The sequence below is a fragment of the Pseudomonas sp. B21-017 genome, from assembly GCF_024749245.1.
Taxonomy (GTDB): domain Bacteria; phylum Pseudomonadota; class Gammaproteobacteria; order Pseudomonadales; family Pseudomonadaceae; genus Aquipseudomonas.
Genome location: NZ_CP087194.1, coordinates 3,805,078 through 3,820,173, shown reverse-complemented (window position 1 = coordinate 3,820,173; position 15,096 = coordinate 3,805,078). Strand labels below are relative to the sequence as shown.

12 protein-coding genes are annotated in these 15,096 nt (G+C 60.6%); 2 read left to right on the top strand and 10 right to left on the bottom strand.

From position 1 onward, the window contains the following. The first annotated feature begins 131 nt into the window (after positions 1 to 131). A complete protein-coding gene (locus LOY28_RS17140) occupies positions 132 to 380 on the top strand; it encodes a DUF1652 domain-containing protein (RefSeq protein WP_064618276.1) in 249 nt (82 codons plus the stop codon). Between the two features lie 454 nt (positions 381 to 834). Here LOY28_RS17140 and LOY28_RS17135 read toward each other — a convergent pair whose 3' ends face one another. The 3 genes from LOY28_RS17135 to LOY28_RS17125 form a co-directional block, all read right to left on the bottom strand. Further along, a complete protein-coding gene (locus LOY28_RS17135) occupies positions 835 to 1,950 on the bottom strand; it encodes a Gfo/Idh/MocA family protein (protein WP_258612233.1) in 1,116 nt (371 codons plus the stop codon). Positions 1,951 to 2,482: 532 nt separating this feature from the next. Beyond that, entirely contained in the window at positions 2,483 to 3,250 is a 768-nt protein-coding gene (locus LOY28_RS17130; RefSeq protein WP_018929676.1) for an SDR family oxidoreductase, read from the bottom strand. 25 nt (positions 3,251 to 3,275) lie between these two features. Further along, positions 3,276 to 4,343, bottom strand: a complete 1,068-nt coding sequence (locus LOY28_RS17125) for a phosphotransferase family protein (RefSeq protein ID WP_258612232.1) — start codon at positions 4,341 to 4,343, stop codon at positions 3,276 to 3,278. A gap of 188 nt (positions 4,344 to 4,531) precedes the next feature. Between LOY28_RS17125 and LOY28_RS17120 the strand changes: the two genes are divergently transcribed. Further along, a complete protein-coding gene (locus tag LOY28_RS17120) occupies positions 4,532 to 4,927 on the top strand; it encodes a DUF4280 domain-containing protein (RefSeq protein ID WP_018929674.1) in 396 nt (131 codons plus the stop codon). Positions 4,928 to 5,121: 194 nt separating this feature from the next. Here the strand turns inward: LOY28_RS17120 and LOY28_RS17115 are convergent, their stop codons facing one another. From LOY28_RS17115 to tssE, 7 genes are all read right to left on the bottom strand, one after another. Next, the gene (locus LOY28_RS17115; RefSeq protein WP_018929673.1) at positions 5,122 to 5,664 is read right to left on the bottom strand and encodes a toxin-antitoxin system YwqK family antitoxin; all 543 of its coding nucleotides are present in this window, start codon (positions 5,662 to 5,664) and stop codon (positions 5,122 to 5,124) included. A gap of 12 nt (positions 5,665 to 5,676) precedes the next feature. Then, a complete protein-coding gene (tssI, locus tag LOY28_RS17110; RefSeq protein ID WP_258612231.1) occupies positions 5,677 to 7,686 on the bottom strand; it encodes a type VI secretion system tip protein VgrG in 2,010 nt (669 codons plus the stop codon). Positions 7,687 to 7,747: 61 nt separating this feature from the next. Then, positions 7,748 to 9,199: a hypothetical protein gene (locus tag LOY28_RS17105; RefSeq protein WP_064618264.1), complete on the bottom strand. Its 1,452-nt coding sequence runs from the start codon at positions 9,197 to 9,199 to the stop codon at positions 7,748 to 7,750. Between the two features lie 140 nt (positions 9,200 to 9,339). Beyond that, a complete protein-coding gene (gene tssH, locus LOY28_RS17100; protein WP_258612230.1) occupies positions 9,340 to 11,883 on the bottom strand; it encodes a type VI secretion system ATPase TssH in 2,544 nt (847 codons plus the stop codon). A 2-nt stretch (positions 11,884 to 11,885) separates the two neighbouring features. Next, the gene (gene tssG / locus LOY28_RS17095) at positions 11,886 to 12,911 is read right to left on the bottom strand and encodes a type VI secretion system baseplate subunit TssG (RefSeq protein WP_258612229.1); all 1,026 of its coding nucleotides are present in this window, start codon (positions 12,909 to 12,911) and stop codon (positions 11,886 to 11,888) included. After that, positions 12,875 to 14,668, bottom strand: a complete 1,794-nt coding sequence (gene tssF, locus LOY28_RS17090) for a type VI secretion system baseplate subunit TssF (RefSeq protein ID WP_258612228.1) — start codon at positions 14,666 to 14,668, stop codon at positions 12,875 to 12,877. Before tssF ends, tssG begins: the two co-directional genes overlap by 37 nt. Next, positions 14,652 to 15,095, bottom strand: a complete 444-nt coding sequence (tssE, locus tag LOY28_RS17085) for a type VI secretion system baseplate subunit TssE (protein ID WP_019648923.1) — start codon at positions 15,093 to 15,095, stop codon at positions 14,652 to 14,654. The genes tssF and tssE overlap by 17 nt, the downstream gene beginning before the upstream one ends. Between the last annotated feature and the right edge of the window lies 1 nt (position 15,096).

The following is a 15,096-nucleotide window of genomic DNA, read 5'->3' as shown; positions in this document are numbered from 1 at the left end:
GGCTGTCGGGGTGCGAGACGTGGCTTGGGCCCGGTATCGCGTCCTCTTCGATGCAGCTGAAGGAGCAACCTCATGGGTGCGAAAAGAACAGGCGGGCAGTCGACTTTACGCTGTCGCCAAGGTGAGTCGGGATGAGTTACCTGGTGCAATTGCGTATGCGGTTGGAGCGGAGCTTTTTGCCGTTGGCCTGTGAGTGTGCGCTTGCCGGGGATAATTCGTTGACGGTGAAGCTTTACCATCCGGCGACAGGGCAGGTGGATCTGGTGGTCAGCGGGTTGAACGTGGCGACGCTCCGGACGCCGGAGGCAGTGGCGGCGTTGATTGAAGAGCTGCGCTATGAGCTTGAAAGCAGTGGTTTGAATCGATCCTCCGCTCTTTAGGCGTCATATCCCGCAGGCCTGCGGTAATGGAATGGTCGCTGTCTTTCTGGCATTGGCGGGTAGCTAAGCTATAAGGAATGCGAGGGTATTTCTTTTCTGTGACAGGGCCGCGGGTTCGCGGGATGGTTTTCGAGTCGCGGAAAATGTCGATTACTTACCGCGGGTCAGCCTATGAACAATTTTGGGAAATGTGCTTTTTCACCACTGTCGCTCGCACTCTGCATGGCGATTCTGGGTGGTTGCGCCAGTCCGCCGCCTCCACCCCCGGCCGTACCGCCACCGACACCGGTTCGTACCTGTTCGACCACCGAAAGTACCGATGTACAGGGTGATATGAGGGCTGAAGGGCAGGTGACCCGAACCACGACCCTGACCCGTTGCGTCACTCAGTAAACCGGGTCCGGTGTACCGCCAGTAGCACGTGCAACTGGCGGTGTATGACCTGAGCGTCGGTTCAGACTTCCTCGATCCTGACCCACCGCGACTCCCGTGCCGCCAGACGAATCGCCGTCGCCAGGCGTTCGATTTCCCACGCCTGCTCGAAATCGGTCCCGTCCTGGCCGAGACCGGCCAGCGCCATCACCAACTCATGCACTTCAAGGGTCTTGAGTTCGTTGTAACCCAACTGGTGCCCCGGCGCCGGGCTGAAGGCGGCGTAACCCGGCAAATCCGGCCCCGCCAGCAGCCGTTGGAAACCGTCTTGCCCGGCACGATACAGCCGCAGTTCATTCAAGCGTTCCTGATCGAACGCCAGGGTGCCTTGGGTGCCGCTGATTTCAAAACTCAGGTGATTCTTGTAACCGTGTTTGAGCCAGCTGCTGCTGAACGTCCCTCGCGCGCCATTGGCGAACCGCAGCAACGCGTGGACCTGATCGTCGACCGCGACCTCGCGTCGTTCCTGACCACCCGCCATCACGGGGCGTTGCGCATGTACGGTCTGGGTATCCGCGCACACCGCCTCGACGTCGCCCAGCAGATGACGAGCCATGGCCAGTAAATGACTGCCCAGGTCCGCGAGGGCGCCGCCGGCGTAATTGGCGTCGCAGCGCCAGGACCAGGGTGAAAAGGGATCGGCCATGAAGTCTTCGCTGAACTCGCCCTGGAAACTGATGATCTGCCCCAGCGCGCCGTTTTGAATCAAATCCCGAGCCAGGCCGATGATCGGGTTGTGCTGATAGTTGTAACCCACCCGCGTCACCACGCCTGCGGCTTTGGCTGCAAGGTGCATGGTACTGGCCTGCTCGAGGCTCACCGCCAGCGGCTTTTCGCAATACACCGGTTTACCGGCGGCGATGGCAGCCATGGCCATGGGGTAGTGCAGATGATTGGGGGTGGTGATGGCGATCAGGTTGACCTTGGGGTCATCGATCAGCTGTTGCCAGTCGTTGTGAGCAGCATCGAAGCCCCAGGCATCGGCGCAGTGGCGGGCGCGCTGCGGGTCGGCGTCGGCAAGGGCGGCGAGTTTGAGCTTCAGCGGCAATTCAAAAACAGCGCTGACATTGCGAAAGGCCAGGGCGTGGGCGCGGCCCATGAAACCTGTGCCGATGAGTCCGATACCGAGTTCGCGCATAGCCGGGGTCCTTTGGATTTTTATTTTCAGGAGGGCTATTTATGGAATAAAAATTCGTAACATGCAATAAAGTGGAATAAATATTCTTTTTCTTGGTGAGGTCAGGAAGCGCTGAGAATGGCTACACCGCCTTGCGTCATTGCCTGCAACAACGCCGGAATCTGCTGGCTTGTGCGTCTTGTTAGCGGCCTCTATCGTTTCCAGGTGTGCAGATCAGCCACAAATCGCGGGCTTTGATGACGGGAGAAGACATACGGACTTATCGCAGCAGCGGTTGCAAAGAGTGGATCAGGAGTAATGCTGGATATGGATAGCGAAGGACACAAAACATCGACTGAGACTGGCTGGCGAAGCAACGCTCTTTGATAGCACTAATGACTATGATTGGCTTGGTCGCGGCGCCTGTTTTTGGGGAAACAACCCGCAGCTTGCGTTAAGTTTTTCGACCAATGCACGAGAGTCTTCCACGAGCCCGCCGATCAAACACCAAAGGCAGCCCTGAGGCTGCCTTCGGTTTATTCGCAAAACCGAATCAGGACAGGAACCCGCCATCCACATTCAACGAAACCCCGGTCGTATAGCTGGAAGCATCACTCGCCAGGTACAACACCGCACCGGCCATTTCACTCGGATCCGCCACGCGCTTGAGCGGAATCTGCTGCAATGCGGTGTTCAAAATTGCCTCGTTCTTCACCAGCGCCGATGCAAACTTGGTATCCGTCAGACCCGGTAGCAGGGCGTTGCAGCGAATGCCGAATTGTGCGCACTCCTTGGCGAACACCTTGGTCATGTTGATCACCGCTGCCTTGGTCACCGAGTAGATGCCCTGGAAGATCCCCGGCGAGATGCCGTTGATCGAGGCGACGTTGATGATGCTGCCGCCACCGTGTTCGCGCATCAGCTTGCCGGCTTCCACCGACATGAAGAAGTAGCCGCGAATGTTCACGTCGACGGTTTTCTGGAAGGCGCTGAGGTCGGTGTCCAGCACGTTGCAGAACTGCGGGTTGGTCGCGGCGTTGTTGACCAGGATGTCCAGACGCCCGAATTGTTCGCGGATGGCGGCGAAGACCTGGGTGATCTGTTCCATCTCACCGATGTGGCAGGCAATGGCGGTGGCCTTGCCGCCGGCGGCGATGATCGCGTCGGCGACGTGCTGGCAGCCGTCGAGCTTGCGGCTCGAAACGATCACGTGGGCACCTTGCTGCGCCAGCAGTTTGGCGATGGCTTCACCGATGCCGCGACTGGCACCTGAGACGAAAGCGATCTTGCCGTCGAGGTCGAACAACTGAGTCTTGGACATGATTTTTCCTTGTTATGGGGCCCGATCAGAGGCTGGATTTCTGAATGACCTGCAAGCTCATCTGCTCCAGCAGTTTGTTCATGTGAATGAACTGTGCGAAGCGTTTGTCCTGGGTCTGACCATGGAAGAAGCGGTAGTAGATCTGCTGCACGATGCCGGCCAGACGGAACAGGCCATAGGTGTAGTAGAAGTCGAAATTGTCGATCTGGATGCCGGCGCGCTCGGCGTAGTAATCGACGAATTCGCGGCGGGTCAGCATGCCGGGGGCGTGGCTTGGCTGGCGGCGCATCAGTTGCACCGGTGCCGGGTCGTCGGCTTCGATCCAGTAGGCGAGGGTGTTGCCCAGGTCCATCAGCGGGTCACCGAGGGTGGTCAGCTCCCAATCCAGCACACCGATGATCTGCATCGGGTTGTTCGGATCGAGGATCACGTTGTCGAAGCGGTAATCGTTGTGGACGATGCTCGACGTCGGGTGATCGGCTGGCATTTTGTCGTTGAGCCAGGCCTTTACCGCTTCCCACTTCGGCGCGTCCGGGGTCAGGGCCTTCTCGTAGCGCTCGCTCCAGCCTTTGATTTGCCGCGCGACATAACCTTCGGGTTTACCGAGATCACCCAGGCCATAAGCCTTGTAGTCGACCCGGTGCAGTTCGACGAACTTGTCGATGAAGTTCTTGCACAGGGTTTCGGTCTTCGCCGAATCCAGGCCCAGTTCCGGTGGCAGTTCGGCGCGCAGGATGATCCCCTTGACCCGTTCCATCACATAGAACTCGGCGCCGATCACCGATTCGTCGGTGCAGTGCACATAGGCTTTGGGGCAATAGGGAAAACCGTCCCGCAGCTGATTGAGGATGCGAAATTCACGGCCCATGTCGTGGGCGGACTTGGCTTTGTGGCCGAACGGCGGCCGACGCAGGACGAATTCCTGTTCGGGGTATTCCAGCAGGTAAGTCAGGTTCGACGCACCGCCCGGAAACTGGCTGATCACAGGCAAACCACTCAGACCCGGAATGTGCGCCTTGAGGTATGGATCGATCAGGCTGGCATCGAGTTCTTCGCCAGAGCGGATACGGGTGGACTGGTCAGTAAGCGCCATGCTTATCCCTTCTGCTTATTTTGGAGGCCAGACATCATTGGCTAATCTAATGGCGCGCCGGGGTGGCCACAAGCGCGGCACGGTCTTATAGGTTAGCGTGTTGCCGGATAATCAGCGTTCCTGATGTGCGCGAGCAGGCGCGGCGGACTATGGTTCAAGGAGCGTCGCTTCCAGGAAGGAGATTCAACATGGGCTGTCCGCAAGTTTGCGCCACCGCGACCCTGCAATGCAGTTTCGGCGCGGCGCCGGCGGTACTCAACGTGCTGCCAGTGAACCGCACAATGACCGGGGGCATGCCGGCGGCGAACATCATGGACCACATTCCGTTGGTGAACGTCATGCCGTTCGGCACGTGCATGAGCATGGCCAACCCGATGGTCGCGGCCGCCACCGCCGCGGCGCTTGGCGTGCTGACGCCGATGCCGTGCATCCCGGCCACCGCCACCCCGTGGATCCCCGGCGGCGCGCCGACCCTACTGCTGGGCGGCATGCCGGCCATCGATGCCAACAGCACCTTGATGTGCAACTGGGCCGGAGTGATCAAAATCGTGATGCCGGGGCAAATGCAGATGCTGATTCCCTGATCGCCACAACCTCTGTAGCAGCTGGCGAAGCCTGCGTTCGGCCGTAGCAGCTGTCGAGCTTGCGAGGCTGCGTTCGGCTGCGAAGCAGTCGTAAAACCTGAGACTGCGGTACATCAGGCAGACCGCATCATCCGGACTTGCGACTGCTTCGCAGCCGAACGCAGCCTCGCGCTGCTCGGCAGCTGCTACAGAACTTAGGCTTGAGCAGGATCGCTCCAGCGCCTGAACCACCAGCGCATTCGTGAGATCGGCTTGCCGTCGGCATCCAATGGTCGTCCGTCGCTGGCGAAGCCCTGTTCCGGTTCCAGCAATTGACCGTTGAGATACCGGGCTTCGACGGCCGGTTTGCCGTTCGGATGAAAGCGCTGATAACGCCCGTCGCGCACGCCGTCGCGGTAGAACTCGACCTCCGCCAGTTGCCCATCGGGAAAGTAATTGAACGCCTCGCCATGCAACAGCCCTCGGCGATAAGTTGCCTTGCGCTGCAGACTGCCTTCGGGGGCATAGAAACTGGCAACCCCCTGCAGCTTGTCATGGACAAACGGCAGCTGCGCCGAGACCTTGCCATTGGGGTGGTAGAGCAGGGTGGTGCCTTGCAGCTCGCCGTGGCTGTAGTGCAAATCAGCCTGCGCACGCCCGTCATCCTTGATGTGCAGCGCACCGTCGAGCTGGCCATCGAGCAGGCGCCCTTTGAGCTGTTTATCGTTTTGCTGCAAATCCAGCGGCGTGATGGCCATGGCGTCTCCTCATCAGTTGACCTGCACCAGACCACCCTTGATGGTCAGCATGCCGCCACCATCCACGGTCTGCGAAGCTGCACCCTTGTTGGTCAGGCTGATCCCGGCATCGTTGGTCATCGTCGTGCCGGCCTTGTTCTCCAATGAGGTACCAGCCTGGTTGCTCACAGAGGTCCCGGCCTTCTGGCTGATCGAAGTACTGGCCTCGGCCGCCAGATCGGCGCCGCTCTTGATCGCGAAACTGCCACCGCTTTGCAGGGTCAGGGTGCCGGTCACTTTGATGGTCAGGTTGCCGTCCACCGTCAGGCTGTAATCTCCGGTGACCTTGTGCGTGTAATTGCCGCCGGTACTGTGGGTCTGGTCAGCGCCCACGGTCACCGTGCGGCTGTCCTTCACATCGAGCGTGTCGCTGCCGGTCTGGATGGTCACGCTGCGTTTGCCTTTCTCCAGGGTCACGGTCTCGTCGCCGTCCTTCACCGTGCGCGTGCGAGCGTTCTGCACGGTCAGGGTTTCATCGTGGCCGACCGTGGCGGTGGTGTCGTTGAGCACGTTGATCTTCAGGTCTTTCTGCGCCTGCAAAAACACCTCTTCGGCGTCTTTCTTGTCCTCGAAGCGCAACTCGTTGAAACCGCCGCCGCCCTTGGACGATTGGGTCTTGATTCCCGACTGGGTCTGATTCGCCGGCAGCGCATAGGGCAGCGCGTTGTCACCGTTGTAGACGCAGCCGGTTACCAGCGGTCGATCCGGATCGCCATCGATAAAGGTCACGATCACTTCCTGGCCGATGCGCGGCACGAACTGCATGCCGAAGCCCTTGCCGCTCCAGGGCAGTACAACTCGCACCCAACAGGAACTGGTTTCGTCGTTCTTGCCGTCGCGGTCCCAAGGGAACTGCAACTTGATCCGGCCGTATTCGTCGGTCCAGATTTCTTCTCCCGCCTTGCCGACGACAATTGCCGTTTGCGGGTGCATGCGCGGTTTGGGGGTGATGCGTTCCGGGCGGTACGGCGTGGCCTTGGGGATTGCCTCGAAGCGATTGCGATAGCTGTCGTGACTGGCGTCATGTGTCACCGCCGTCACTACCCAATCGATGTTCAACGTTGAATCATCGTGCCCGGCGAGGGTGAACCAGTGCCCCGGTACCAGCCAGCGGCAGTCGCTTTCACCGACAAAGCGTTTCTCCTGACTGCGCAAGCCGTCGACCCGCTGCTTGGTCAATGCATCGCCGCGCGCCTTGGCGTTGTAGCCGCCCGGATGCTCATACATCGAACGCGGCCCGGCCACCGCTTCGGCCTGGCCGTACAGCGATGTGGTCGGGGTGGTGAACTCATAATCCGTCGACCGATACACACCAGCCACGGCCTGAACGCAGACCTGCCCGGAGCGAATGCCGTGCACTTCACGTTCGCCCAACTGCTGGCCGAGATAGCTGACCTTGGGTCCATTGGGAATCGGCATAAACGCATCGTTACTGTCACCCAGCACCAGCGTGTGCTTGCCGTCCTCATGGGTGAAAAACCAGAAAATCCCTTCTTCCTCCAGCAACCGCGAGACGAACGCGAAATCGGTTTCGCCGTACTGCACGCAGTATTCGCGCGGGGTGTAGCTGCCGCTGAGTGAGAGCTTGAAGTCGGTGAAGGCGTGGGCCTTGAAAATCGTGGTGACGATGTCTGAAGTGCTGAGGTTCTGGAACACGCGGTTGTTGCTGGCAAGGGTCAGCCACCAGAGCCATGGCCGTAGTACAAGCTGATAGCGCTCGGCGGTGGCGTCGGCGGGGAGTTGTCGGATTTCGGCGACCAGCGCGTCCAGCGGGCGGGTGAGGGCGTCGTTGTGCAGGGTGGCGGTGACGTGGGTGGCGACGGCGGTGGTCAGGGTGAGCGAGGAGCCGTCGTTGAGGCCGTTGAGAATTTGCGAGCCGAGCTGGTTGAGGGCCTCTTCGCCGGAAAGGGATTCAGGGTAAAGCGCCGACAGCGAGGCGGCGGTGAGGGAAAGGCTGGTGGTGGCATCGACGGAGCGGGGCATCAAGTAGCCTCAGGTGGTCAATGAATCAGCTTCGCAGCGAACCATTCTTGGCGCGGCGGCATCAACTAAGCTTAAGTCCGGCCAATGAGCAGCGTTCATCTATTGAAGTGTCTGATATGAAACTAATTCTCGACTTGATAAGGTTGTAGAAGTCGCGTTTGCTGAGGCCGAATACCTCAGTGCTACCCTTGGTTTTTCTGCTGCGGGCCATGATGGTCCGAATCACAAGATCGTTGATCTGATTGGCCGATAACTCGTCAAACATTAAGGTGAACAATACGGCTAATTGGTTGGCGTCTGCCAGATTTATGTTGGTGTTGTTTTCAGTAATGGCATATTCCTGATAGGTGTTCTGATAGTTGAGTGTCAGACGCTGTTTGATGGGAATATAGTGGTTCAGGGCAGAAATACTGGCCACCACCACGGCGATACCATCGGGAACTTGAGCATTCCAGGGTAAATGGGCCATGGGTGCCGGTTTCTTTTTAGTGGGAACCGGTTTTCCTGAGGTAGGATTGACTGTCATGGCGGTGAAGTTGTAAGTGGCAGCACCGACAATCATCACTCCGTTGTCACTGGTGCCCAGTGCCAATACACTTTTGTATTGCGTGCCTAATGCACCGCTGGCGTCGAGGATAGGAGAAAGGTCATCCCTGATGTCTGGGTCCATTACCTGATAGATATGATCCGTAACAGTAGGGTTGTCGTCCCCGCCTAATGAATAAATGAACTGATCGGCGATATAACAGAAATCTTCGTCTTTGACGTGTATATGCAACCGTTCACCAACATATTCGACCTCGGTAACCTCTTTTAATAACTGCAGGTTGTGAGTTTCGCAAAGCTTGATGATCTTTGCATTCCTGGCCCCAGGCAGTACTGCTCCCGTGAATTCGGAGCCGCCGGGGCGGGCAAGCCAGTTCATCTTTGGCGAGTGTTTGCTGGCAATATCGACCACCCAGGCGGCGGTGGCGCTACCGCCGTAGATAGCGCGGTCAATATTGGGAACTTGTTGCTCCTCGTCTTCAAGAAATTCGATACCTTCGATAACTTGTGAGTATTCAACACCGGGCGCAGGTGTTCCTGTTATTTTGGGCGGTTTACGTTGGGCGCCAATGCCGGTGGCAATCACTATTTTTTCAACGATTAAGGCATGCGAGGTATCAAACCAGGCGACGTAATTTCCTGGTTGGGTGAGTGACTTGGATATCCGCCGTACCTTGCGTGAAGGATTGTGACCGTAGCGACTACCTTTGACGATTTCACTGACGCCTTGCTGAAAAACACCTGAGGAGAGGAAGTTGTCCAGGCTCATTTCACCATTGGCAACCGTGAACGACGGTGGTGGAGAACCCGGTAAGTGCAGGAGGTGGGCGGGCTGGCCCATGGGGTGTTCTACGAGTTTTGCCCATAGTCCATCCTCACCGACAACTACAGTTTTATAGCCATCGGATGAGGTGTTCAGGAACACTGCAGCGGAAACGCCTGCGCCTATTATCAGTCGGGTCGGCATGATGACTTACCTCATATTGGCTGCACTACCTTCATCGAAAAATAACCAGCACAGCACATGGCAACTGCTTCCTCTGCTATGCGACATCTTCGGGTTTACACTTTGCTCCTGTTAACACAAGAGAGTCAGTCGTCCGGGAGTTACTCCAACACCCACTCCGCCAACTTCCCCGTCACCTGCGTCATCAACACATTCTCGACATCCCTCGCACCCGCCGCACTGCACTTGGCCAACACCGCCTGCACAATCCCGGCATCGAACTCAAACTGTTTCCCGGTCGCAGCCTTGTACCGGCCGCGCAATTTCTCCAGCTTCGCCAGCACAATCCCTTCCAGCGTCGCTTCATCCAGTGGCCGATACGCCACCACCGTCATGCGCGCCAGAAACGCCGGGCGAAAGGCTTTCAGCAGCACGTGATGCAGCACTTCGTTGAAGGCATCGGTGCCCAGTTGAGCGGTCGGTGTGTCGAGCAGCAACTCAGCCCCGACGTTGCTGGTGGCGAGCATTACGGTGTTTTTGAAGTCCACCACCAGCCCGGTGCCGTCTTCCATCACGCCTTTGTCGAAGACGTTGTAGAAGGCTTCGAGCACGTCCGGATGGGCCTTTTCGATTTCGTCGAGCAGCACCACCGAATAGGGTTTGCGCCGCACCGCTTCGGTGAGTACACCGCCGCTGCCGTAGCCGACGTAGCCGGGCGGAGCGCCTTTGAGTTGGCTGACGGTGTGGGCTTCCTGGTATTCGGAAAGGTTGATGCTGATCAGGTTGCGTTCGCCGCCGTACAGCGCGTCGGCCAGGGCGTAAGCGGTTTCGGTTTTACCGACGCCGGTGGGGCCGACCAGCAGGAACACGCCGACTGGTTTCTGCGGGTCGGTGAGGCCGGCGCGGTAGGCTTGCAGGCGTTGGGCGATGGTGTTCAACGCAGTGCTTTGGCCCATCACCCGCAGTCCCATGCGCTGGCCGAGGGTGCGCACGGCGTGGGCTTCGTCGGCGAGCATCTTGCCCACCGGGATGCCGGTCCATCCGGCGATCACGGCGGCCACGGTTTTGCCGTCGACCTGTTCCGGCACCAGCGGATCGTCCTGGCGAATGGCATCCAGCCCGGCCTCCAGGCGCACCAGTTCGGCGGCCAGATGATCGATGTGGCTGTCGGTGGCTTCGTCCGGTTTGTCGTTGTCGGCGCGTTCGCTCAAGGCGAGTAATTCGCGACGGGTTTCCAGCAGTTCGCGCACGGCGACCCGTTCTTCGTTCCAACGGGTTTCCAGCTCGCGAATGGCCTGCACGTTAACCACGGATTCGGTTTCCAGCAGGGTGATGCGTTCACGGTGATCGAGCCCGGTGGCCTGTTCGCGACGCAGGCGTTCGACTTCCTCCTTGAGGCTCTGCTGACGATGGCGCAGGCTTTCCAGCGGTGGCGGCACGTCGTGCTGGCCGAGGGCGACCCGGGCGCACGCGGTGTCGAGCACGCTGATGGCCTTGTCCGGTAACTGGCGCCCGGAGATGTAGCGGTGGGACAGTTTCACCGCTTCATGGATCGCCGCGTCGAGCACCTGCACGCCGTGATGCTGTTCCAGTTTCGCAGCCACGCCACGGAGCATTTCCACAGCGGTGATTTCGTCCGGTTCCTCGACTTGCACCAACTGAAATCGCCGGGCGAGGGCGGGGTCTTTTTCGAAGTATTTTTTGTACTCAAGCCAGGTGGTCGCGGCCAGGGTGCGCAACTCGCCACGGGCCAGCGCCGGTTTGAGCAGGTTGGCCGCGTCGCTGCCGCCTTCCGCGCCGCCAGCACCAATCAGGGTGTGGGCTTCGTCGATGAACAGAATGATCGGTTTGTCGGCGCTGCGCACCGCGTCGATCACGCCTTTGAGGCGCTGCTCGAACTCGCCCTTGACCCCGGCGCCAGCTTGCAACAGACCGAGATCGAGCACCCGCAGGCTGACTTCCTGCAACGACGGCGGCACATCGCCGGCGGCAATGCGCAAGGCCAGGCCTTCGACCACCGCCGTTTTGCCCACCCCCGGTGCGCCGACCAGGATCGGGTTGTTCTGCCGACGTCTGAGCAGGATGTCGATGCACTGTCGAATCTCGCCGTCGCGGCCGACGATGGGGTCGATGCGCCCGGCGTGGGCATCGGCGGTCAGGTCCTGGGTGAAATGGTCGAGCACTGAATCCTGTTTCGGTTGCGGATGGCCGGCACTGACCGGCCGCGTGCCGCCAACGTGTTCGCGGGAGTTTTCGGTCCACTCCAGCAAATTACTGCGCAAGGCTTCCCGTGGAATTTTCAACAGCGACGAGGCGCTATTGAGCAGCAGGCTGCGACGTTCATCGCGGTCGAGCAGGGCCAGTAGCAGCAAACCGGAGCGGATGCTCTCCAGGCCAAGCACACTGGCCTGAACCACCGCGTCTTCAAGCAGGCCGATGGTGTGCGCCGAGAGCGCCGGGGTGCGGGTGCTGCCGGATTTGAACAGTTCCAGGGCCTTGTTGATTTCCGCCGTCAGGGCATCGCGCTCCAGTCCGAAACGCGGCAGCAGCCAGGCGAAGTCGCCGCCCTCGATGTCCAGCAACTCCAGCAGCAAGTGTTCGATTTCGACGTAATGATGACCCCGTTGCAGGCAGCGCTGCGCGGCCCGTTCGAGGGCGCGGCGGTTGTCCGGGTTGAGGCGTCCGATCAGACTGGCCAGTTCCATGTTCAGGTGATCTCCAGCTGACGAAGGCGGGTTTCGATCCGTTGCACGGCAAGGCTGGTCTGGCGTTGCAGGCCGCCGTTCCAACTGAGAAAGGGCGGTGCCTGACGACCGAGTTTCATCGGACTGGCACCGCGCACCAACAGCACCAGTGTGCAATCCAGGTCGGGGCCGAAATACAGCGCGCTGAGACTGGCCAGTGCCGGATGGGCTTCACCGTCCGGCAGAAACCGCGCCGCCTGCGCCGAGGTCAGTGGGCCAAGGGTCAGGCGGATGCCGGCGTGTTCATCCCAGACCCGAGTGCCGGCCACCGCGTTACGACCCAGTTGCAGGTTGCGCCCGCCCGGTTGCAGTCGACTGCGACTGGCCGGTGGGATTTCCCGCCAGGCACCTTCATAGGCGCTGAGTTCTACTGGCAGTTCGAAGTGCTCGCGTACGATCGCGGCGAAGCCGGCCAGAGAACGACGACCGTCGGCAAATAGCGCGCTGCACGCCAGTACCGCAGAGTCGGGTACAGCCTGGCGTTCCTGCAAGGCTTTGGGCAACAGCCCGGTCAGGGCTCGCAGTTGCGCTTGCACCGGCGACGCGCCGGGGGTCGTGAAGCCGACGGCGATCCGGTGTTTGCGCATCACCTTGTACAGCAGGCTGAGCAAGCGATGCTGGAACAGGTCGAGGAATTCGGCCGGAGCGTGGTCCTTGGCCCGGGCCCGTTGTTGCAGCCATTCCTGATAGGCGTAGGGCAGGGGGCCGTCCGGCCCGCCGAGGCCAAACACTGGTGTCGTGAGCGTCGGTGGCTGGTCAGCTTCCTGAGTCAGACTTTCAATTTCACTGGCGGAAAACAGCGGCGTCAACGGCCCGCGCAGGCGCAAGGCTTCTGCTTGAGGGGCGGTGCCGCTGCCCAGGGATTCGGCTTGCGGGTGTTCGCGTTCCAGCAGCAACAACGCCTGCAACAACTCGAACGCCTGCGGATCGCGCCGCAGCTTCTGACTCAGACTCAGAGGGACAGCGGCATGCCGGCTTGGGGTTGCCATGTCTTGACCTCCTTGTCTGACTGGACCAGAACCGTGCGTACGAAGCGATTGGCCGTGGCATAGAGTGAAAAGAACTGCGCCAGCACCGCGGAAAACAACACCGCGCTGCTGCCGACGAAATGCTGCGGATCGAGTTGCAGCCGGACCTCCAGCCCATTGCGCCAGCCGCGCCACGCGTCTTCACCAACATGGGCGATCACCCGTTTGCAGCCGAGGCTTAACAAACCGTCGATTTGCCGCAAGGCGCTGGCCTCGTCACGCAGGTTGTGCAACTGGAGGATTTCCTTGAGGGCATCCAGCGCTTGCGGCCCCTCGACCAGTGACAAATGATTGAGGGTCAGTTGCGACACCAGCCGCCAACGGGATTCGCCATCCAGTCGCGGCAAACTCTGCGGGCTCGGCGGGTTACGCAAACGGGCCCAGGCCACCGGCCCCGGTCGTTCGAAACCCAGGGGCGTGCCGGCCGGCAGGCTCTGGGCCAGATGCCGGTTGGTGCACAGCAGTTCCCCGGTGAGGCTGTATTCGCTGGCCTCGGTCAGCGGATCGAGCCGGGTGTCCACCAGGCTCACCATCAGGTCGGTGCCCAGCCGATTCGGGGTCATGCCGCTGACCCGTCGCGCATGCCAATAGCACTGTTTGTCGCCGCCGATATGCTGGCTGCCGTAATACGCCGGCACCCGTTGCACGCCCTGGCTTGAGCTGGCGCGCATGGCGCGGATGCTATGGATCTCGACGCTGTTTTCCCGGTGACTGTCGGCGACCAGGCGATACTCGCTGCGGGTGCCGTCCGGGCGCAGTGGCTCCGAGGTTCGCGGAAACAAGTTGATCACCGGTGCGCAGCCCAGGGCGAAGTCGCTGGCCTGAAGGTGCAGGCGGTTGGCCGGGGCGCGGTCGAACACGATGTATAGGTACAGCGTCTGGCTGTCGCTGGCGGCGCCGGCCAATGGAATGTCGAAGAAGTTGAATTTGTCCGGGAATGCAAAGTACTCGGCGAGCAGGCGCATGCCCGGATGCACACCATCCTCGTCCGGCAACAGCACTTCGTCGCTGGCAAAACCGACGATTTGCGGCAACCCGGCCAGCATGACCGGCACGCTGCCGACCGGTCCGGCCAGCACCTTCACCGCGTGGGCGCCGAGCAGGTCATACAGGCAGGCGTTGATCACCGGTGAGGCGGCCAGGTGCACGCGCAATTGTTTGATGGCCAGCGTCGACCACTGGCTCTCACCCAGGCAACGCAGGCTCAGGCGCAGGGCCGAACGCGCCTGCGCCACACCGGTCAGGGCCTGTGCTTCATCGCTGCCCAGCAGCAGCGCTTCGTTGATTTCCACCGGCCACAATCGAACCGCAGCGCTGGTGCGAAAGTGGATGCTCTCGCCTTTGCTGGTGGTGACGAATAGCGGTGTATCGCGCGGCAACGGATAACCATCGTTCAGGTTGCCCTTGCTCGGATCCGGCTCGAACTGCACGATCGCGCAGGACGGCAGCGGCCGCATGGCCAACGGGTAAAGCTGTTCGAGCAAGGCGTCGCTGAACTCGGCGTAATCGTCATCGAGCCGCCGTTGCAAGCGTGCGGCGAGCAGGGCGAAACCTTCGAGCAGTCGTTCGACATGTGGGTCGGGGCATTCACCGGGGGACAGTTCCAGGCGTCTGGCGACCTTGGGATAACGCTCGGCAAAAATGCTCCCGGCGTGGCGCAGCCAGGTCAGTTCGCGTTGGTAGTAATCGAGCAGTTGCGGGTCAATCGAGTCGCTCATGACGCACCTCAAGACCATGGCTGGCCTTCTCGATGACAAAGGCCACGGGCCAGTGCTGCTGGCCGCTGCGTAACTCGCCCACCAGCCGAATGCTCAATTGCTGCGGATGGCCGGGGACCGGATTGACCTGGACCTCGCCCAGTTGCAGGCGCGGTTCGAAATGGCTGATGGCCTCGCGCACTTCCCGCGCCAACTGACGACGGTCATCGCTGCGCTGCTGTTGCAAGGCCGTCCAGTCAGCGATGCCGTAGTCGAGAATGCTCGGCGGAGAGGTCAGCGGACGTGAGCCGCGTCGGGTGTTGAACAGGCGCAGCAACTCCGTGTGCACCGAGTCGAGCAGCCCCTGGCGATCGAACACCTGCACGGTGTCGACCTCGCTGGCGGCGAGGCGCTCGAACAACGGTGGGAGCATGCCGGTGCCTGCCATG